The 18,310-nt window shown below is 63.9% G+C and carries 21 protein-coding genes; 14 read left to right on the plus strand and 7 right to left on the minus strand.

Features of this window, described 5'->3' with window-relative positions; translation table 11 throughout:
• Positions 1-30: 30 nt before the first annotated feature.
• Both VIL88_RS00895 and VIL88_RS00900 read right to left on the minus strand, forming a co-directional pair.
• On the minus strand, positions 31-1,671 hold the full coding sequence (locus VIL88_RS00895) for a DUF1007 family protein (protein WP_331984970.1): 1,641 nt from the start codon (positions 1,669-1,671) through the stop codon (positions 31-33).
• A gap of 19 nt (positions 1,672-1,690) precedes the next feature.
• Positions 1,691-2,590 (minus strand): LysR family transcriptional regulator, encoded by a 900-nt coding sequence (locus VIL88_RS00900; RefSeq protein WP_331984973.1) that lies wholly within the window; start codon positions 2,588-2,590, stop codon positions 1,691-1,693.
• A 144-nt stretch (positions 2,591-2,734) separates the two neighbouring features.
• Between VIL88_RS00900 and VIL88_RS00905 the strand changes: the two genes are divergently transcribed.
• The gene (locus VIL88_RS00905) at positions 2,735-3,157 is read left to right on the plus strand and encodes a helix-turn-helix domain-containing protein (protein ID WP_331984975.1); all 423 of its coding nucleotides are present in this window, start codon (positions 2,735-2,737) and stop codon (positions 3,155-3,157) included.
• A 96-nt stretch (positions 3,158-3,253) separates the two neighbouring features.
• Complete coding sequence (locus VIL88_RS00910; RefSeq protein WP_331984977.1) at positions 3,254-3,727, plus strand: SH3 domain-containing protein; 474 nt, start codon at positions 3,254-3,256, stop codon at positions 3,725-3,727.
• Between the two features lie 37 nt (positions 3,728-3,764).
• On the opposite strand, the gene VIL88_RS00915 is transcribed toward VIL88_RS00910, so the two are convergent.
• On the minus strand, positions 3,765-4,688 hold the full coding sequence (locus VIL88_RS00915; RefSeq protein WP_331984979.1) for a DMT family transporter: 924 nt from the start codon (positions 4,686-4,688) through the stop codon (positions 3,765-3,767).
• A 156-nt stretch (positions 4,689-4,844) separates the two neighbouring features.
• Here VIL88_RS00915 and VIL88_RS00920 point away from each other — a divergent pair, with 156 nt between their 5' ends.
• The 7 genes from VIL88_RS00920 to VIL88_RS00950 all read left to right on the plus strand — a co-directional run bounded on the left by VIL88_RS00920 (position 4,845) and on the right by VIL88_RS00950 (position 11,029).
• Positions 4,845-5,624, plus strand: coding sequence for an SDR family oxidoreductase (locus VIL88_RS00920; RefSeq protein ID WP_331984981.1), 780 nt, complete (start codon positions 4,845-4,847; stop codon positions 5,622-5,624).
• Positions 5,621-7,504, plus strand: coding sequence for an excinuclease ABC subunit UvrC (gene uvrC, locus VIL88_RS00925; protein ID WP_331984983.1), 1,884 nt, complete (start codon positions 5,621-5,623; stop codon positions 7,502-7,504). Before VIL88_RS00920 ends, uvrC begins: the two co-directional genes overlap by 4 nt.
• Positions 7,505-7,737: 233 nt before the next feature.
• Complete coding sequence (locus tag VIL88_RS00930) at positions 7,738-8,097, plus strand: YciI family protein (RefSeq protein ID WP_331984985.1); 360 nt, start codon at positions 7,738-7,740, stop codon at positions 8,095-8,097.
• A gap of 414 nt (positions 8,098-8,511) precedes the next feature.
• Positions 8,512-9,585 carry a 3-deoxy-7-phosphoheptulonate synthase gene (locus tag VIL88_RS00935; RefSeq protein ID WP_331984987.1) on the plus strand — a complete coding sequence of 358 codons (1,074 nt, stop codon included), beginning with the start codon at positions 8,512-8,514 and terminating at the stop codon, positions 9,583-9,585.
• 181 nt (positions 9,586-9,766) lie between these two features.
• Positions 9,767-10,333, plus strand: coding sequence for a CDP-diacylglycerol--glycerol-3-phosphate 3-phosphatidyltransferase (pgsA, locus tag VIL88_RS00940; protein WP_331984989.1), 567 nt, complete (start codon positions 9,767-9,769; stop codon positions 10,331-10,333).
• On the plus strand, positions 10,330-10,581 hold the full coding sequence (gene moaD / locus VIL88_RS00945) for a molybdopterin converting factor subunit 1 (protein ID WP_331984991.1): 252 nt from the start codon (positions 10,330-10,332) through the stop codon (positions 10,579-10,581). Before pgsA ends, moaD begins: the two co-directional genes overlap by 4 nt.
• Position 10,582: 1 nt before the next feature.
• Positions 10,583-11,029 (plus strand): molybdenum cofactor biosynthesis protein MoaE, encoded by a 447-nt coding sequence (locus VIL88_RS00950; protein ID WP_331984993.1) that lies wholly within the window; start codon positions 10,583-10,585, stop codon positions 11,027-11,029.
• 159 nt (positions 11,030-11,188) lie between these two features.
• Here VIL88_RS00950 and VIL88_RS00955 read toward each other — a convergent pair whose 3' ends face one another.
• Entirely contained in the window at positions 11,189-12,079 is an 891-nt protein-coding gene (locus tag VIL88_RS00955; RefSeq protein ID WP_331984995.1) for a branched-chain amino acid aminotransferase, read from the minus strand.
• Between the two features lie 128 nt (positions 12,080-12,207).
• On the opposite strand from VIL88_RS00955, the gene VIL88_RS00960 reads away from it, so the two are divergent.
• Positions 12,208-12,723: a MarR family winged helix-turn-helix transcriptional regulator gene (locus VIL88_RS00960; protein ID WP_331984997.1), complete on the plus strand. Its 516-nt coding sequence runs from the start codon at positions 12,208-12,210 to the stop codon at positions 12,721-12,723.
• A gap of 454 nt (positions 12,724-13,177) precedes the next feature.
• Here the strand turns inward: VIL88_RS00960 and VIL88_RS00965 are convergent, their stop codons facing one another.
• Positions 13,178-13,537, minus strand: coding sequence for a hypothetical protein (locus VIL88_RS00965; protein WP_331984999.1), 360 nt, complete (start codon positions 13,535-13,537; stop codon positions 13,178-13,180).
• A gap of 217 nt (positions 13,538-13,754) precedes the next feature.
• On the opposite strand from VIL88_RS00965, the gene VIL88_RS00970 reads away from it, so the two are divergent.
• The 4 genes from VIL88_RS00970 (at position 13,755) to VIL88_RS00985 (ending at position 15,573) form a co-directional block, all read left to right on the plus strand.
• Positions 13,755-14,156, plus strand: a complete 402-nt coding sequence (locus VIL88_RS00970) for a hypothetical protein (RefSeq protein WP_331985001.1) — start codon at positions 13,755-13,757, stop codon at positions 14,154-14,156.
• Between the two features lie 63 nt (positions 14,157-14,219).
• Positions 14,220-14,600 carry an MliC family protein gene (locus tag VIL88_RS00975; RefSeq protein WP_331985003.1) on the plus strand — a complete coding sequence of 127 codons (381 nt, stop codon included), beginning with the start codon at positions 14,220-14,222 and terminating at the stop codon, positions 14,598-14,600.
• 77 nt (positions 14,601-14,677) lie between these two features.
• Positions 14,678-15,109, plus strand: a complete 432-nt coding sequence (locus VIL88_RS00980) for a DUF3995 domain-containing protein (protein ID WP_331985005.1) — start codon at positions 14,678-14,680, stop codon at positions 15,107-15,109.
• Positions 15,106-15,573, plus strand: coding sequence for a GNAT family N-acetyltransferase (locus VIL88_RS00985; protein WP_331985007.1), 468 nt, complete (start codon positions 15,106-15,108; stop codon positions 15,571-15,573). Before VIL88_RS00980 ends, VIL88_RS00985 begins: the two co-directional genes overlap by 4 nt.
• On the opposite strand, the gene VIL88_RS00990 is transcribed toward VIL88_RS00985, so the two are convergent.
• Together VIL88_RS00990 and glgX are read right to left on the minus strand one after the other, a co-directional pair.
• Positions 15,570-16,301, minus strand: a complete 732-nt coding sequence (locus VIL88_RS00990; RefSeq protein WP_331985009.1) for a metallophosphoesterase — start codon at positions 16,299-16,301, stop codon at positions 15,570-15,572. The genes VIL88_RS00985 and VIL88_RS00990 overlap by 4 nt on opposite strands.
• Positions 16,298-18,307, minus strand: coding sequence for a glycogen debranching protein GlgX (glgX, locus tag VIL88_RS00995; protein WP_331985011.1), 2,010 nt, complete (start codon positions 18,305-18,307; stop codon positions 16,298-16,300). Before glgX ends, VIL88_RS00990 begins: the two co-directional genes overlap by 4 nt.
• Positions 18,308-18,310: the final 3 nt, after the last annotated feature.

Here is an 18,310-nt window from a genome sequence, read left to right on the forward strand (position 1 = left end):
CTTCCGCCCCCGCACTCGTGCCGCCGAGGACTACACACTCGCCGCCAACAGCAGCACCCCAAAGCCCAGCACCGCCACCGCGCCCGCGAGCTCGGCCCACCACACCACGGCGGCAGCCACCGGGTTGTCCACCCCACCGATCCGCCGCGCCAACCCCTTTGCCGTCACCGCCACGGTCGCCAGCACCGCCACGGTGATCGCTGTTCCCACGCCCATCAGCAGGACCGCCGCAATTCCCGCGGGCACCAGCCCCTGCGACAGCGCGAAGACCAGCACCACCAGCGCCCCGGAACAGGGACGCAACCCCACCGCCAGCACCACGCCAATCTGCTCCCGCAGGCTCCCATTCGTCGCCTCGGGCGTCACCACATGGGCATGCCCATCGTCATGGTGATGCTCGTGGCGATGGTCATGATCGTGGTCATGGTCATGCACATGCAGGTGGTGCCGCGCCATGTGCGCCATGTCGTGGCCGTGGTGCGCATGGCCCCAGCCGAACACCTTTCGCGCCACCAGCCACAGCCCGAGCAGCGCCACCAGCGCATAGGACACGACGCCGATCCAGTGCGCCGCGTCGCCCATGGCAACGCTGGTCATGCCCAGGATGCCGGCAGCAATCAGCACGAAGCCGATCGCCACCACCGACTGCAGCAGCGCCGAGATCACGCTCAGCGTCACCCCACGCCGCAGCTGCGTCTCATTGGCCAGCATATAGGAGGAGATTACCACCTTGCCGTGCCCCGGCCCCGCCGCGTGGAACACGCCATAGAGGAAACTCAGCCCACCCAAGACCCAGAAGGCGGTCCAGTCCGTCCGCAGCGCATCGAGCGAGGCCGTCAACGCGCCATAAAAGCTGCGCTGCTGGTCCTGCAGCCAGCCGAAGAACCCGCTCCGCGGCAGGTTGAGGCCGGGCTCAGGCGGCGGTCCGCCAAAGGGCAACGCCGGCCGCGCCTCGGCCACCTGCGTCGCCGCCTCGATAGCGGTCGTCGGCGCCGCCGCAACAGGGGCCTCGCCACAGCTGATCGCAATCAGCCCCTGCGTTCCGCGCATCGCCGCCGCCAGGTCAGGCGGCAGTTCTAGAACCTCGGGCCCCAGCGCATAGAGCCGTTCCTCCACCGCCGGGTCCATCGGCTTGGGCGGCTCCAGCACAACGCCGCAGTCGCCCGGCGCCCCGTCGAGCGTCACCGTTCCGGCATCGGCAAAGCTGATGGCGACATAATATTCGGGATCATAGACGGCCAACTCGAACGGCCCATCAATCGGCATAGGCGCCGTCGCGTCCAGCGAGTAACTGAGCGTTACATGGCCGTCCTCATAAACCATGCGCTGGTCGCCGCGCGGCGTAAACGACATCAACGCCTCGCCTTCCCCGGCATAGGTGTAGAAGCCATATTCGGCCAGGCCCACCATATTCTCGTCCGCCAGGCCCTGCAGTTCCTCCGGCGAGGTCTCGCGGTCGCCATTGGTATCCAGCCCCTGGATCATCCAGGCCGAAAACGCCGTGTCGAACTGCCACGCATGACGCAGCCCCGAGACCGCACCATTGGCGTCGAACTCAACCACAGCCTTGGCGTCGATCAGGATATGGGGGTGCGAGGCGGCCGGAACTGTCAGAGCCAGGAAGCCAACGGCAAAGGCTGCCAGGCGCCTGTTCGGGAAACCAATGGTCAAGTCGTGCCCCAGCCTTGCGCTAGTGAATGGGATGGTGCTGGAACCAGTCAACCAGGTGGTCAATCAGCGCCCGCACCTTGCCCGCCAGGTGCCGCCGGTGCGGATAAACCGCCTGCAGCGTCTGCCCCGTTGGCAGGAAATCGGCCAAAACGGGCACGAGGTCTCCGCTCGCGATCGACGGCTCCGCCAGATAGGACGGCAATACGACGAAACCGAGATTCATCACCGCCGCCTGCCGCGCCGCCAATGGCGAGTTCACCCGCAGCGGGCCGTTGACCGGCACCGAGATGGTCTTTCCATCCTCGATAAACCGCCAGTTCGACTGGCCCTGGAGGTTGACATCGACGATGCAGGGCAGCTGCCGCAGGTCCTCAGGATGCTTGGGCATGCCGAACTGCTTGAGCAGCGCCGGCGCTGCCCCCACCACCACATGCATGTCGGCAATCTTGCGCGCGATCAGTGAGGAATCCGCCAGCGTCGAAATGCGCAGCGCTACGTCGATCCCCTCGTCGACCAGGTCGACATAGCGATCCTCCAGACGCAGGTCGAGGCTCACCTTCGGATACTTTTTGAGATACTCGTAGATCGCCGGCGCCAGCGTGGACTCGCCAAAATTGCGCGGTGCCGAAACCCGCAGCATGCCGCGAGGTTCGGCCGTCTGGTCGGTGATCGTGGCGTCGAGGTCGTCGAGTTGCTGCAGCAGGGCGCTCGCTTCCCGGTAATAGGCCTCGCCCGCCTCTGTCAGGCTGAGCTTGCGCGTCGTACGGTTCATCAGCCGCACGCCGAGATAATCCTCGAGATCGGTGACATACTTGCTGAGTAGCGCCTTGGACCGGCCATGCTGCCGCGCCGCCGCGGAGAACCCGCCTGAGTCGAAGACTTGCACAAAGGCGCGGATACGGGCGAGGTCTTGCGTCATGGCGTTCCGTTCACCGGATCAGGGCAATGCACGCATAACTCATCATCGTAAGGTGAACAATAACGGCCTTGGCCCCTCCGCGATTAACGATAGGATGGGAACAGCAATCGACGTGCCAGAGGAGTTCGGACTATTTTCCCGCCCATGTCCAGGCCTTCATCCCGTTCAACGCTTTATCGGCTCATCGAGGCCGGGCAGCTGGCCCACCAGGCACTGCTGCAGCCTTTGCTGGAACGGGGACTTGAACCCGGCGACGATGCCATCCTCTTCGAACTGGGCCGAGCCGGCACCACCGAGATGGACCTGGCGGCCGAACTTGGCCTCACCGAAGTTGCCCTAGCCACCCGGCTTTCCCGCCTCATTGACCGCGGCCTTGTCACGCGTCAGGCGGTCGGACCCGAACTCGCCCCCGGTGTGGCGCTCAGCGAACGCGGCGTCCGCATCCGCAATGGCCTCGCCGATCACTGGGCGCAGCTGGAAGAGGCGCTGATGGGCGAGCTCAAGCCCAGGCAGCGCAAGAAACTCGGAGAGCGTCTCAAGCGTTTTGTGGATCTGCTGCGCCTGTAATGGAAAGCTGAAGAAGCCATTCAGGTCCGGTTCATCGCGGGGGTGATTATCTCCCGTTACAGGCACTCAGTGCCCAACAGGTGAAGGAGATCAACAATGGCTTTGAGCAAGAAACTCATGGCAGGTGGGCTGGCAGCCTTGGCGCTCATGGCGACCGCCGGCTCCGCTTTTGCCGCCCCCGCTTATGCGACTGGCAATGTCAACGTACGCTCCGGCCCGGGCACGGGCTACTCGCAGGTCGACGTGCTGCGTCGCGGCGACCGTGTCGACGTGCAGCAATGCCGCGGCAGTTGGTGCTATGTCGAAAAGCGCGGTCCCGATGGCTGGGTTTCGGCCAACTATCTTGAGCGTGGTGGCCGCCCCGGCTGGAACGATCGCCCCGATTGGGACCGTCCGGGTTGGGACAACGGCCCCGGCTGGGATCGTCCTCCGCACTGGCACAATCCGCGTCCCCCGCGTCCGCCACACTGGAATCCGCGCCCGCCGCGCCCCCAGCCTTGGCCCGGCTATGACAACGGCAGCAGCGTCTGCTTCAACGGTCCCAACGGCTACTTCTGCGTCGGTGACTAAAACTTCAACGCCGCCCTCCGGGGCGGCGTTTTCTTGCCTAGTCCCTGCCCGGCAGGCTTGGCTCCTGCGGCACCGGCACCCGCCGGATTCGCTCCCGCGCCATCACCACCAGCCCTGCCGCCACGATGATCACCGCCCCCACCAGCGAGACCGGGTCGATCCAGTGGCCGAACACCAGGGCGCTGAGGAAAATCGCCCAGGGCAGCGAAAAGTAGTTGAACGGCTGCACCGTGCTGGCCGGCGCCATTGACAGGGCAAACACCATCAGCCCGTGCCCCAGGCATGACGTGACCATGATGGTGACCACCAGACCGAAATCGCTCCACGCCATCGGCTGCCAGAAGAATATGCCCACCGCAGTCGACAGCAGGAGCCCCATCAATCCCGTATAAACCATGCTGGTCGCCGCACTGTCGAACTGGCTGACCTTGCGGGTGATCACGATATAGATCGAATAAAGCGTCGACGAGATCACCGCAAACAGCACGCCCCAGCCAAGCGGCAGCCCGCCCGGCCGTACGATCACCATGGCACCGAGAAAACCTATCCCCACCGCCACGAACCGGAACACGCCCACCTTCTCGCCCAGGATGGGGATGGCAAACAGCGTCACCAGCAGCGGATAGACCAGCGAAATGGCCTGCAGCTCGCCCAGCGGCACGCTCTGCAGCGCCATGGCGAAGAACCAGATTTCAACGATCAGCAGCGAACCGCGCACCACCTGCAGCACCGGCACCTTCGAGCTCAGCGCCTGCCGCAGTGGCGCCTGCCGCAACACCAGGACCAGCGCGAACAGCGCAAAGCCCCAATAGCGCATCATGGTGACTTGGAACGGCGAATACGTCTGCACCAGCGTCTTGGACAAAACATCCTGGATGCCGAACACACCGATTGTGAAGAGGGTCAGCATTATGGCCCGGCCCACATTGTCGACGCGGGCATGTGCAGTGGACGGGGTCATCGGATCAGGTCACAGTGGGGAGCGGTCACCAAGGGCTAGCGCAAAGCCTGCCGCTTCGCCAGTGTGCTGATCGGCCTCGCTGCTGCCACGGCCTGTCAGCACCCGGAGCGCCACCGGCATTGAAGCGCCCGGTCGAAACAGCCTATGGTCCGCCCAATGTCGCACACGCCCATACCCTCGAATCGTCCCGTCGCGCTGATCACTGGCGCCAGCGACCGCATTGGCGCTGCCATTGCCCGCCGCCTGGCGCGCCAGGGCCATGCCGTCGTTATCCACTATCGCTCCAATGCCGAGGGCGCCCGCGCCCTTCGCGACGAGATCCGCGACAATGGCGGCGAAGCCGAGATCCTGGCAGCCGATCTTGCCAACCGCCGCGAACGCACCGCGCTTGTCGCTCGGGCCGCAGGCGTCTTTGGCCCGATCACCATCCTCGTCAACAACGCCTCCTTGTTCGACCCCGACAGCGCCCGCGACGTCGACGAAACCCTCTGGGACCAGCACTTCGCCATCCATGCCGAAGCCCCGATCTTTTTGTCGCGCGACTTCGCCGCACAGCTTCCACCCGGGGTCGAAGGCAACATCGTCAACATGGTCGACGAGCGCGTGCTCCATCCCACGCCCGCCTATTTCAGCTATACGCTGTCGAAATCGGTGCTGTGGACCGCTACCCGCACCCTGGCGCAATCGCTGGCACCTGCCATTCGCGTCAACGCCATCGGCCCCGGACCGGTCCTGCCCCACACGCGCCAGTCGCAGGCTGAATTCGAGCAGTCCGTTGCAGCGCTGCCCCTCCAGCGCCACGCCGGTCCCGACGCCATTGCCGACGGCGTCATAATGTTGCTCAATACGCCGTCCATGACGGGGCAGATGCTCGCGCTCGATGGCGGCGAACATCTCGAATACCTGCCCAAGAGCAAGCCCACTCCCCGGTCATGACCGACGCACCCACTCCTCCCGCTAGCGGCCACGAAGTCATTCGCAGCTTCGTCCGCACCCTGCCCGCTGCCCCCGGCGTTTACCGCATGCTCGATGCGAACGGCGAGGTCATGTATGTGGGCAAGGCACGCAACCTCAAGACGCGAGTCACCAATTACACCCGTCCCGACGCGCTCGAGGTCCGCCTTCAGCGCATGATCGCGGCCACGGTCAGCATGGAATTCGTGCGCACCGAGACCGAGTCCGAGGCGCTGCTGCTCGAAGCCAACATGATCAAGCGCCTCAAGCCGCGCTTCAACGTGCTGCTGCGCGACGACAAGAGCTTCCCCTATATTCTGATCGCCACCGACCACGAGGCGCCCGAACTCACCAAGCACCGCGGCACCCGCCGCCGTCCCGGCCACTATTTCGGTCCCTTCGCCTCCGCCACCGCCGTCGCCCGCACCATTTCAAGCCTGCAAAAGGCCTTCCTCCTGCGCAATTGCTCGGACAGCTTTTATGCCGCCCGCACCCGCCCGTGCCTCCAGCACCAGATCAAGCGCTGTGCCGGCCCCTGCACGCGTGAAATCAGCCTCGAAGGCTATGCCGAGCTCGTGGAAGACGCGCGCCAGTTCCTGTCCGGCAAGTCCAGCGCCGTCCGCAATCACCTCCAGGCCGACATGAACCAGGCGGCCGAGCAGCTTGATTTTGAACGCGCCGCGCTGATCCGCGACCGCCTCTCCGCTCTGGCCTTGGTCCAGTCGCAAGGCGACGCCACCGCAAAAACGGTCGAAGAAGCCGATGTCTTCGCCATCCACCACGAAGGCGGCCAGTTCTGCGTCCAGGTCTTCTTTTTCCGCGCCTTCCAGAACTGGGGCAACTATCCCTACCGCCCGCGCGCCGACGCCTCGCTCACCGATGCCGAAGTCCTCGAAGCCTTCATCGGACAGTTCTACGAGAACCGCACCCCTGCGCGCCTCGTTCTTGTCAGCCACGAACTCAGCGAACACGCGCTGATGGAAGAAGCCCTTTCCACCCGCGCCGGCCGCCGTGTTTATATCGAGCAGCCGCGGCGCGGCGAAAAGCGTGACCTGGTCAACCACGCCCTCAACAACGCGCGCGAAGCGCTCGGCCGTCAGCTCGCCGAGGGCGCCACCAACCGCACCCTGCTCGAAGGCGTCGCCAATTGCTTCGGCCTGGACGAGCCCCCGCGCCGCATCGAGGTCTACGACAACTCCCACATCCAGGGCACCAACGCCGTGGGCGCCATGATCGTCGCCGGCGAAGAAGGCTTCTCGAAAAAGCATTACCGCACTTTCAACATCAAGTCCGACATCACCGCTGGCGACGACTTCGGCATGATGCGCGAAGTGCTGACCCGCCGCTTCACCCGCCTTGCCAACGAGAGCAACGAGGAAGCCGCTGAAGACCAGGAGAGCGGCGGCATGCCCGACTGGCCCGACGTCGTCTTCATCGACGGCGGCGCCGGCCAGCTCAACGCCGTGCGCGAGGTCATATCCGAAATGAACCTCCCCAAGGACGTGACCTTTATCGGCATCGCTAAGGGCGAGGAGCGCGACGCGGGGCGAGAAAAGTTCTTCATGGAAGGCCGCGAAGCCTTCATGCTGCCGCACCGCGACCCGGTCCTCTACTACGTCCAGCGCCTGCGCGACGAAGCCCACCGCTTCGCCATCGGCACCCACCGCGCCAAGCGCAAGAAGGACCAGATCAAGAACCCGCTCGACGAGATCGAGGGCATCGGTCCCGCCCGCAAGCGCGCCCTCCTCAACCACTTCGGCTCCGCCAAAGCCGTCGGCCGCGCCTCCCTCGCCGACCTCGAAAACGTCCCGACCATCTCCAGGGCCATGGCCCAGCTGGTCTACGACCACTTCAATCGCTGATCGCCGGCCAAAGGCAAAATCGCTCCAGTGGAGCGATTTTAGGTGATCAGGCCATGAGGCCTATGGCCGAATGGCTCCGAGCCCGCGGCTCCGCCTCCCTCCCCCTTGCGGGGAGGGTAGCGTAGCTAGGCCAACGGCCATAGCGCAGCTAGGGTGGGGGTCATCGGTCCATCCAATTGTCGAAATGCGCTCCCCTCATCCGTGGTACCAATGAACACCACCGGAGCATCCCCATGAAGTTCATCACCTTCGTCACCACCACCAATCCTGCCGAAGCCGGCGCCCCGCCGCCCGCCCTGATGCAGGCCATCGTCCAGCTCGGCATGGAGGCCGGCGCCCGTATGCTGGAAACCGGCGGCATGTCCGACACCGGCAAGGTCTCGGTCCGCAAGCGCCAGGTCGTCACCGACGGCCCCTATGCCGAATCCAAGGAACTGGTCGGCGGCTACGCCATCTACGAACTCCCCACCGAAGCCGAGATCATCGACTGGTCCCAACGCTTCGCCGCCCTCCACACCCAGCACTGGCCTCAGTGGGAAGGCCAAATCGCCATTCAGCAGCTACACGACTTCAACATGGCCGGCGGAGCTTGACGCCCTCCCACTCACCGGCCGTCACCCTCGGGCTTGACCCGAGGGCTCTTCACTTGCGGCGCGACCACAAAGCGCAGCCCCATCGCCTCCCTCCCCCTTGAGGGGAGGGACCGAGGGTAGGGGTTCTGAATTCTCCCACGCTTTAAGCCCGCGCATAAATGAAAACCTCCAACCCTCCTCTCAACGGCAAGGGGATCGCCAAAAGTCGGACTCGACAACACCGAACTCTCGCGCTAGCTTTCCTTCATGATCACCGCCGGCACCTTCTCGTTTTGGTATTTTAGCTATCCGCTCCCGGCGGAGGCTACCGCGCGCTTGATCTGATCTTTCCAGGATACGACCAACCCGAAGCCCACCGCCCGAACCCTCGAGGCGGTTTTTTTGTGCCCCTCGACAATCCCGAGGACCCGCACCATGCTCAAATCCACCGACGACCTTCGCATCACTGAAATCAAGCCGCTGACCACTCCCATCGAGGTCATGCGCCAGCATCCGCGCACCGACGCTGCGACCCGCACCGTCCTCAGCGCCCGTCATGCCTTCCACAACATCCTCTCCGGCAGCGATGACCGCCTGGCGGTTGTTGTCGGTCCCTGCTCCATCCACGACACCAAGGCAGCCATGGACTACGCCCAGCGCCTGGTGCCGCTGCGCGACCGGCTCGGTGACCGCCTCGAGATCATCATGCGCGTCTATTTCGAAAAGCCTCGCACCACCGTGGGCTGGAAGGGCCTCATCAATGACCCCAACCTCGACGGCAGCTTCCAGATCGACACCGGCCTCCACACTGCCCGTGCGCTCCTGCTTGATATTGCCAACTTAGGCCTGCCCGCCGCCTGCGAATTCCTCGACATGACCACGCCGCAATACATCGCCGACCTCGTCTCCTGGGCCGCCATCGGCGCCCGCACCACCGAGTCGCAGATCCACCGCGAACTGGCCTCCGGCCTGTCCTGCCCCGTCGGCTTCAAGAACGGCACCGACGGCAACGTCAAGATCGCGCTCGATGCCGTCAGCTCGGCCAGCCAGCCACACCATTTCCTCGCCGTTACCAAGGACGGCCGCTCAGCCATTGCCGCCACCACCGGCAACGAGGACTGCCACATCATCCTACGCGGCGGAAAGACGCCCAACTACGACACCCAAAGCGTCGAGGCAGCCGCGGCAGCCGCCGCCAAATCCGGCCTCGCGCCCGCAATCATGATCGATGCCAGCCACGCCAATTCTTCCAAAAACCCGGAAAACCAGCCCCTCGTCCTCGCCGACATCGGCGCCCAACTCGCCGCCGGCGACAGGCGCATTATCGGCGTCATGATCGAGTCCAACCTCGTCGCCGGCCGCCAGGACCTGGTCGCAGGCCAGCCTCTCACCTACGGCCAGTCCATCACCGACGGCTGCATCGACTGGAACACGACAGTAACCGCCCTCGAAGCCCTCGCCGAAGCCGTCACCCACCGCCGCGCCACCACGAACCAGCAGGTCGCGTAAGCCGCAAGGGGCTCGGACCTTGATCGACCACCACGCCATCCCCGCGAAAGCGGGGATCCATTCTTAAGTCAAAAGAGTGAGATTCCCGTTTTCGCGGGAATGACGTGGTGACGGTACGAGCTGGCGACACCACCGCGCCGGAACCCTTGACCCCTCTTCGCCATTCCTGTTCTGTCCAGCCATGGCCAGAAACCCGCTCACCCTCGTCCCCAACATCATTACCATCGCGCGCATTGCCGCGATCATCCCGATCGTCTGGCTGGTGATTTCCGGCGATACGACCCTGCGCATGATCGCGCTGGTGCTCTATATCGCCGCTGCAGCCAGCGACTGGCTCGACGGCTATCTCGCCCGCGCCTGGAACCAGTATTCCCCCCTTGGCCGCATGCTGGACCCCATCGCCGACAAGCTCCTCGTCGGCATCCTGATCGCTGCCCTCGCCTGGGACGGCAGTTTCTCCGCGTTGGACATGGTGCCTGTCTCGGCCATCCTGTTCCGCGAGTTCTTCATCTCCGGCCTGCGCGAGTTCCTCGGCAATGCGAAGGTCGTGCTCAACGTCACCTGGCTCGCCAAGTGGAAAACCACTATCCAGCTGGTTGCCCTCGCCGTCGTCCTGCTCGAGCGCGCCGTTCCCGCCCTCGGCATCGTCAGCGATCTCCTGCTCTGGCTCGCCGGCATCCTGACGCTCTGGACGGGCTTTGAGTATCTGCGCGCCAGCTGGCCGCACCTCGTCGACGAGCCCAAATGAAGATCCTCTATTTCGCCTGGCTGCGCGAAAGGCTCAATCGCGGCGAGGAGGACGTCTCGCCGCCTCCCGAGGTCACGACCGTGGCCGAACTCATCGACTGGCTCGCCAGCCGCGACGAAGCCTTTGCCCACGCTGCCCAAAAGCGCGCCCTGATCCGGGCGGCCGTAGACGCACGCCTTGCCAAGCCGGACGCGTCTATCTTGGGTGCCACGACCGTGGCGCTTTTCCCACCCATGACCGGCGGCTAGCATGACGGTCCGAGTCACCACCGAAGCCTTCGACCCCGGCGCCGAAACCAATGCCTTCATCGCCGCCGCTCAAGGCGCGGGCGCTGCCGTCACCTTCACCGGCCTCGTCCGCTCCACAACCGACGCCCCCATCAGCGCCCTGACGCTGGAATGCTATCCCGAACTCGCCGTCAACCAACTCACCGCCCTGATCGATGATGCAAAAGCACGCTTCGAGCTCCTCGCCGCGGCCGTCATCCACCGCTACGGCACGCTCCACCCCGGCGACCCCATCGTCCAGGTCATGACCCTCGCCCTCCATCGCCAGGCTGCCTTCGCGGGCGCCCAGTTCATTATGGATTACCTCAAGACCGACGCCCCCTTTTGGAAGCAGGAAACGCGCCCCGATGGCACGCACTGGGTAGAAGCAAAAAACGCCGACGACCACGCAAAGGCGCGCTGGGAGTAACAAGCTTCCACACCCACCAGCCGTCACCCTCGGGCCTGACCCGAGGGCTCTACACTTACTAAGCTCCGGTATCCCGCCCTCAGACGAAATCAACGGTGGCCCGATGCAAAAAAAGCCGGGCTCAAAGCCCGGCTTTCTTGAATCTCGACACAGCTGACCCTACTCCTCCGCCGCCCGCTTCGGCTGCACTTCCGCCGCATAAGCATCAATAAGCGTCCGGCACCCGTCGCCCGGAGCAAAATTATACTCCCCAATCAGGCTGACCGGCGTCACTTCCGCGGCCGTCCCGGTCAGGAAGCACTCGTCGAACTGCGACAGCTCTTCGGGCATGATGTGGCGCTCGGTCACGCTAAAGCCGTTGCGCTTGGCCAGCTCGATCAGCGTCTGCCGCGTGATGCCGTTGAGGAAGCAGTCCGGCGTCGGCGTCGTGATCTCCTTGCCCTTGATGAAGAATACGTTGGCGCCCGTGGCTTCCGCCACATAGCCGCGATAGTCCAGCATCAGCGCATCGGCAAAGCCATTGGCCATGGCCGCGTCCTTGGACAGCGTGCAGATCATGTAGAGGCCCGCCGCCTTGGCCGAAGACGGAATGGTCTCCGGGCTAGGGCGTTTCCACTTGCTCCATTCGAGGCGAATGCCCTTCAGCTTCTCCTCGACGGAGAAATAGCTCGGCCACACCCAGGCGGCGATCGCCAGGTGCACCTTGTTGTTGCGCGCCGGAACGCTGAGCTCTTCCGAACCGCGCCACGCCACGGGACGCACATAGGCGTCCACAAGACCGTTCTTTTCCAGCACCTGCCGCTTTGCCTCTTCGATCTCGTCGACCGAATAGGGAATGGTGAAATCGAGCGTCTTGCCCGAACGGATCAGCCGCTCGGTATGCTCGCGCGACTTGAAGATCTCGCCGCCATAGGCGCGCTCACCTTCGAACACCGAGCTGGCATAGTGCAGACCATGCGTCAGCACATGGATTTTTGCGTCTTTCCAGGGCTTGAACTCGCCGTCAAACCAAATCCAGCCATCGCGCTGGTCCATGGGCACGCCTGCCATGATCCTCTCCCAAACAAAAAGGCACCGCCTGTGCAGTCCCTGCTGGCGCCGATCATGCTCCAGCTCAAGCCCTTGGCAAAGCTCAAAGGCTGCGGGATAAGACTGAACGGCGTCCTGATGGGAAGACAATGCCAGCACCGCAAAAAAATGTCAACATAGCTGACATAAATCCTGTCCCGGCTACAGAGTCCCTGCCCCTCGACATCATGGGCCTGTTCTTCTTTGCCTATCGCGACTTCACCGGCGATGCCGACGCGCTGCTCGACCGGCAGGGGTTCGGGCGGGCGCATCACCGCGTCCTCTATTTCGTCAACCTTCGTCCCGGCATGCCGGTTGCCGATCTGCTCGACATCCTCAAGATCACCAAGCAAAGCCTGGCGCGCGTGCTGCGGCAACTCATCGACAATGGCTATGTCGAGCAAAAGACCGGCCATTCCGACCGCCGCCAGCGCCTGCTCTATGCAACCGACAAAGGCCGCGAACTCTTCGCCGTTTTGTCGGCCACCCAGGCCAGCCGCATCAATGACGCAATCTCGGCGCTGCCGGCTGAAGCACGCCGCACAGTCGTCCGCTTCCTGGTCGGCATGGTCGAACCGGAAGACCGGATGGTGCTGGACCGGCTGAACCTGACCGCCGGCCTTTAGGGCCAGCGGTCAGCGCACAATCAGCGGAGAAGGCGAGCAGGTCCTCGTCGACAGACCGCTGCTCGTGCGTTCTCGGGAACCCATCCCTGCAAGGCTACAAGTCCTCCCGCAGCCATTTCGTTCAGCCCGGCCGATCACTTTTGGTGTTATCCAGGGGCGGCAAGCGGCCAAGAAAAAGGGCGCGAAACCGAAGTTTCGCGCCCCACCGGAGACACCACAAAGGAGCGTCAGCCTCTGCGGCAGTCCACCGATCGAATGGACCCGGGAGGGGGCAGGTCCATATCTTGTCCGGATCGTTTGAGGTGGTCACCGGTTCGTTGGCTTAACGAGATTTGCACGTGGTGGTTCCGCAGCAATTATCCCTCGCCGATCACATCTGGATAGGCCCCAAGTGCGCCCGTCAAAGCAAAGCGCCCGGCAAAAGCCGGGCGCCACAGAGAGATATTCGCTCAGATTACTGTGCAGTCGGCGTGATGAAGCCGGCTTCGCTGCAGTTTTCAAGCGTGATCAGGTCCATGTCGATCGTGCCGACGTCGGCGGTGTCGTCATCTTCTTCGTCCGAACCGGTCGCAGTGCCGGTTGCGGCTGCGTCGGCCGACGAATCATCGTCGGTGGAGTTCAGTTCCGACTCATCGCTAGAAGCGCCAGCTGCCTGGTTGGCTTCGTTCTGCAGGTCTTCGCAATAGACCTTCACGCGTTCCATGTCTCCCTCGGAAAGGGTCTGGCCGCCAATCGAGGTCTGGGCAAAAGCGGTGCCGGAGAAGCCAAGAACGATAGCAAGGGTCGAAGCCGAAACAAGAGTCTTGATGTGCATTTTGATAGCCTTCTTTAATGTCTCAATGAATGAGCACCTGCTCGCCTAGGAAACGCGGGGACTTGACAAACGTTGCCGAAAAAATCTTGGAACGGGAAAGCTCTTCGCGCTGAGTCAAGGTTGAAGTCTATCCACTTGCGGCACCTCAAGGCCTGAGCCGGGGCTGACGCCGGGGCCGAACAGCACTACAAGGGGTATGAGCTTCAAGGACCCACGCATGACCACCGACGCCAAAAACGCCCTTCTCGGCAAGATCACCAACCTGCTGCACGATCTGCGCAGCGAAGGCGCCGAAAACGGCGAGGCCATGTTTCTTCTGGGCTCCGCCGCTGCGGAATTGACCAAGCCGGGGCAGCACGGCACCTGGCGCCAGTTTAAGGCGGCCCTGAGCCCCGCCGAGATCGTCGATTACCTCCAGCAGATCGACCGCGAGGGTAATCGTCTCCTGGACGAAGACAAGGTCACGCTGGCCTACGCGCTGCAGGTTGTCGGCATGTCCCTGGCCGTCACACGCGATGACACGCCCGAGCTGCAGGAAGGCGTCTCCTTCCTTGATGACATCATCGAACAGACGCTGGTCAACTATCAGGCCTATATCCGGGCCCGCAAGCACGCCTAGCGGCAGAATTTCCGCCGCAGTTGACCACTACCGTTGCGGCAAGGGGCAGTGGGAGATCTTTCGATGAACAAGATGCTTCTGAGCGTTGCGGCAATCACCGGGCTGCTCCATTCCGCCGCCCTGGCAGCCGAAACCAGCCTGCAGATTGAAATTGCAGCCACCGGCGATTTCCAGCGCCATGTCATGACCTATGACTGCGCCACCGAAACGCCCCTCACGGTGACCTACATCAATGCCGCTCCCAATTTCCTTGCCGTAGTGCCCGTTCCCGAGGAAGACGAGGAGCTGATCTTCGCCTCCGTCGTTTCCGCCTCCGGCGCGAGCTACGCCTCGGGCCGCTGGCTCTGGTCGACCAAGGGCACTGAAGCTAGTCTCCAGGACACCACTTTGGGCGATGAGGCCGAGCCTGTGCTGACCTGTTCGGAACTCAGCAACGCCCCCTGAGTGCAACGCCGCTGATTGAGCAGGCGAAGCTGCTATGGCATATGCCGTTCCAGCGCTGACCGGAGACCACGCCCGCCATGAGCATGCTCATTGCCGCCTTCATGTTTGTTGCCCTTTTGGCCGTGGCCACCGCCCACTTCGCCTGGTCCCTGGGCTCGACCTGGCCAATCCGCGGCGAAAAGCTTCTGGCGCAAACCGTCGTCGGCTTTGAAGGCATCGAGCGCATGCCACCGCGCCTCGCGTCTTTCGCCGTCGCTGTCGCGACACTTGCCGCCGGCATCCTGGCGCTCGCCCTGGCCGACCATGACAGCGGGGGCGTTCCGCTCACTCTTTCCGGGCTGCCGCTCGCCGCGGTGTTCCTGGCCCGTGGCTTTGTCGGCTACAGCGCATGGTGGGCGCGAAAGACCCCTGAGCCGAACTTCCGTCTTAACGACCGCCGCGTCTATTCTCCGCTCTGCCTCTTCCTCGGCTTCGGCTTTCTGGCTCTTGTTGTGCTGAGACTGATTTGACCGAAGTCATCCGCCTCCGCCGGCACCTCGCGGCGCTTGACGCCGTCGACACGCATTGGCCAAGCGGGTTCCGCCCGGCACCACTCAGCGCCGTTGAGCCGGCCGCACTCCATCTGCTGCTCGACAGCAGCTATCGCAACGGCTTCGGCGCCGTCCCGCCCTTCGCACAATGGTGGCTCGCCGTCACTGCGGACGCCGAGTTCGACCCCGATCTGGTCTTCATCGCCCTGGCCGACACCGGCGCCCTCGCCGGCATGGCGCTGTGCTGGAGCAGTGCCTTCATCAAAGACCTTGCGGTTGCCGAAGACCATCGAGGTAAAGGCGTGGGCGCTGCCCTCCTCCGCAGCGCCTTCGCCGCTTTCCAGCGGCATGGCGCAAGCCACGTCGACCTCAAGGTCATGGCGGGCAATGCCGCAGCTCTCAGGCTCTACCAGAGCCTGGGAATGACGGAAGTGCCGCTCTAGGACACGCTGACGACATGCGTCACCAGCCGCGTTTCGCTCAGGTGGTGGATCAGCAGCCCCGGCGGATCGACGATGTCGGCCTTCTTCCCATCGAGGTCGAGGCGATTGGCCCGCGCCACCGAAGGTGCCATCGTAGCCGGCCGGTCCGCAAAGCGGGTAAACATCGGCCGGTGCACATGGCCACAGGTAGTGCCATAAACAACGTCGCTTGCCTGCCCGATTACCAGCGACAGCGCTTCCTCGCTGCGACACTTGTTGCGGTCCTTGTTGTCGACCCCGCAAAAGAACGGATGCTGGTGCATGAAGATCAGCGCCGGAGCTCCGCCGCTATTGAGCCGCTCCCCCAGCCAGTCGAGCACTGGCGCAGCATCGCCGTGATGGGCTCCTGCCACCGTCACATCGAGTCCGATTGCCCGGACTTCCGCGCCGATCTGCCCCTCGACGCAAAGCGGCCGGTCGCTTTCCCAGCCGAAGCGCTCACCGAACACCGCGCGCATCTCTCCATGGTCGTCCACATTGCCGGGCACCAGAAGAAACGGCGTCTTCATCGCCTCGAGGCGCTTGTTGATGGCGCGATAGCTCTTTTCGTGCTCCGCCTCCGCCAGGTCACCGCTGATGATGATCGCATCCGGCTCCAGTGCCTGCAGCCAGTCTAGTACCTTGTCCAGCCGCTCCAGCGGCTTGTTAGAGCCATCGGCGTGGATGTCGCTGAGCTGGGCGATGATCATGCTGCCTGTCCCGGTCTGATGAGCGCAACCACCGAACGGGGCCCGAGCGTGGCAGTGCCATCCCGCAGGACGATTTCGGTACCAGGATCGGAAACGATGCCGATCATCCACTCCCCCTGCGGCAGGCGGGCCACCACCGGCTCCACCCGCCGGTTGAACCACACCACGACCTCGTCCTCCTTGTTGTGAAGATGCATGCCGAGAACCGAGGCGGTCGAGTCACCCCAATCGCCCTCGTTCATCTCGCGCCCGTCCGGATGCAGCCAGACCACGTCGCGCACGCCGTTCTTGTCCTGCCCAGTGAGGAAATGGTCATGCGTCAGCGCTGAATGCGCCTTGCGGAACTTGCTGAGCGCGGCCACGAAGTCGACCATGTCGCCGTCGGCACTTTCCCAGTCGAGCCAGGTGATCTCGTTGTCCTGCGCATAGGCATTGTTGTTGCCCTGCTGCGTGCGGAACATCTCGTCGCCCTGCTGCAGGAGCGGCACGCCGCGCGACATGAACAGCGTCGCCAAAAGCGCGCGCACGTCGCGCTTGCGCGCCAGGACGATATTCAGGTCGTCGGTCTCGCCCTCGACGCCACAATTCCACGATCGGTTGTGGTTGTGGCCGTCATTGTTGTTCTCTCCGTTCGCCTCGTTGTGCTTGTGCTGGTAGGTCACGAGGTCGCGCAACGTAAAGCCGTCATGCACGGCAAGGAGATTTACGCCGTGGCTGGGCTTGCGCCCGGCATGGTCGAAGATTTCGGCAGAGCCTGCGACCTTCCCCGCCAGGGCGCCGATCTTGCCGTTCTCGCCGCGCCAGAACTCGCGGATTTCGTCGCGATACGTATCGTTGTGCTCGCGGAACTCCTTGCCGAACTGCCCCAGCGCGTAACCGCCCGGACCCGGATCCCAGGGCTCGGCCACGAGGATACACTTGCTGAGCACCGGGTCAGCCTTGATCTTCTGCAGCATCTCGGCATTGGGGTTGAACCCCGGCTCGCGGCCCAACACCGTCGCCAGGTCGAAGCGGAAGCCGGATACCCCCATCTCCTCGACCCAGTAGCGCAGCGAGTCGATCACCAGCCGCTGCACCGCCGGATGGTCGCAACGCAGCGTATTGCCGGTCCCCGTGTCGTTGACCAGCACCTGCTTTCCATCGACCTCGACGAACCGGTAGTAGGTCCGCGCGTCCAGCCCCATGAGGCTCAGCATCGGCCCCTGCGCGTCCCCTTCCCCAGTGTGGTTGTAGACTACGTCGAGGATCACCGAGATCCCGTTCTTGCGGTAAAGATCGGTCATGTTCCGCAATTCATGCGGTCCACGTGGCGCCAGCCGCGGGTCGATCGCCGAATAGGCGACCGGATTGTAGCCCCAAGCATTGGTCAGCCCCAGCGCCGGCAGGTGCCCCTCGTCGATCCACGCAGCCGTCGGCATCAACTGCAGCGTGTCGACGCCGATATACTTGAGATGGTCGATCACTCGCTGCGTCGTCAGCGCCGCGATTGTCCCCCGCAGCGGCCCCTGCACGCTGGGGTGCCGCATCGTATAGCCGCGCACATTCATCTCGTAGAACAGGCCCGGCGCCTTCTTGCGCGGCAGGAGGTTCTCCCAGATCTCGCTGACCACCACCGCCTTGGGGATGAGCGGCGCCGTATCCACAGCCTCGGCCCGGTCGAGCCGCAAGCGCGGCGACCGAACGAACACCCGGTCGAGCCTCTTGGCATAGGGATCGACCAGGAGCTTCATCGGATCGAAGAAATAGCCCTGGTCCGGATCATAGGGCCCATCCGCGCGCAAGCCGTAGCGCGCGCCGGCGCCGATGCCCGCGATCAGGCCGGCATGGATATGGTCCTGGTGCACATCCAGCTCGAACCGGTCCGTTTCCTGGTCCAGTTCGTCGAACAGCGACACCCAGATCGCGGTGGCGCTCTCGGAATAAACGGCAAAATTGACGCCCGCCTCGGTCACTGTGGCACCGAGGCGGTCGATACTGCCCCCATTGGGGACCAGCATGGGCTTCATTGA

Source organism: Devosia sp., from assembly GCF_036563435.1.
GTDB lineage: Bacteria > Pseudomonadota > Alphaproteobacteria > Rhizobiales > Devosiaceae > Devosia.

What these genes read in the sequence shown, in the direction of transcription:
- VIL88_RS00935 (WP_331984987.1), top strand. Translation starts at nt 8,512, where the DNA reads ATGCTCAAATCCACCGACGACCTTCGCATCACTGAAATCAAGCCGCTG.
- VIL88_RS00960 (WP_331984997.1), top strand. Translation starts at nt 12,208, where the DNA reads ATGCCAGCACCGCAAAAAAATGTCAACATAGCTGACATAAATCCTGTC.
- VIL88_RS00905 (WP_331984975.1), top strand. Translation starts at nt 2,735, where the DNA reads ATGTCCAGGCCTTCATCCCGTTCAACGCTTTATCGGCTCATCGAGGCC.
- VIL88_RS00900 (WP_331984973.1), bottom strand. Translation starts at nt 2,590, where the DNA reads ATGACGCAAGACCTCGCCCGTATCCGCGCCTTTGTGCAAGTCTTCGAC.
- pgsA (WP_331984989.1), top strand. Translation starts at nt 9,767, where the DNA reads ATGGCCAGAAACCCGCTCACCCTCGTCCCCAACATCATTACCATCGCG.
- VIL88_RS00920 (WP_331984981.1), top strand. Translation starts at nt 4,845, where the DNA reads ATGTCGCACACGCCCATACCCTCGAATCGTCCCGTCGCGCTGATCACT.
- VIL88_RS00970 (WP_331985001.1), top strand. Translation starts at nt 13,755, where the DNA reads ATGACCACCGACGCCAAAAACGCCCTTCTCGGCAAGATCACCAACCTG.
- glgX (WP_331985011.1), bottom strand. Translation starts at nt 18,307, where the DNA reads ATGAAGCCCATGCTGGTCCCCAATGGGGGCAGTATCGACCGCCTCGGT.
- VIL88_RS00975 (WP_331985003.1), top strand. Translation starts at nt 14,220, where the DNA reads ATGAACAAGATGCTTCTGAGCGTTGCGGCAATCACCGGGCTGCTCCAT.
- VIL88_RS00980 (WP_331985005.1), top strand. Translation starts at nt 14,678, where the DNA reads ATGAGCATGCTCATTGCCGCCTTCATGTTTGTTGCCCTTTTGGCCGTG.
- VIL88_RS00910 (WP_331984977.1), top strand. Translation starts at nt 3,254, where the DNA reads ATGGCTTTGAGCAAGAAACTCATGGCAGGTGGGCTGGCAGCCTTGGCG.
- VIL88_RS00965 (WP_331984999.1), bottom strand. Translation starts at nt 13,537, where the DNA reads ATGCACATCAAGACTCTTGTTTCGGCTTCGACCCTTGCTATCGTTCTT.
- moaD (WP_331984991.1), top strand. Translation starts at nt 10,330, where the DNA reads ATGAAGATCCTCTATTTCGCCTGGCTGCGCGAAAGGCTCAATCGCGGC.
- VIL88_RS00915 (WP_331984979.1), bottom strand. Translation starts at nt 4,688, where the DNA reads ATGACCCCGTCCACTGCACATGCCCGCGTCGACAATGTGGGCCGGGCC.
- VIL88_RS00930 (WP_331984985.1), top strand. Translation starts at nt 7,738, where the DNA reads ATGAAGTTCATCACCTTCGTCACCACCACCAATCCTGCCGAAGCCGGC.
- VIL88_RS00990 (WP_331985009.1), bottom strand. Translation starts at nt 16,301, where the DNA reads ATGATCATCGCCCAGCTCAGCGACATCCACGCCGATGGCTCTAACAAG.
- VIL88_RS00955 (WP_331984995.1), bottom strand. Translation starts at nt 12,079, where the DNA reads ATGGCAGGCGTGCCCATGGACCAGCGCGATGGCTGGATTTGGTTTGAC.
- uvrC (WP_331984983.1), top strand. Translation starts at nt 5,621, where the DNA reads ATGACCGACGCACCCACTCCTCCCGCTAGCGGCCACGAAGTCATTCGC.
- VIL88_RS00950 (WP_331984993.1), top strand. Translation starts at nt 10,583, where the DNA reads ATGACGGTCCGAGTCACCACCGAAGCCTTCGACCCCGGCGCCGAAACC.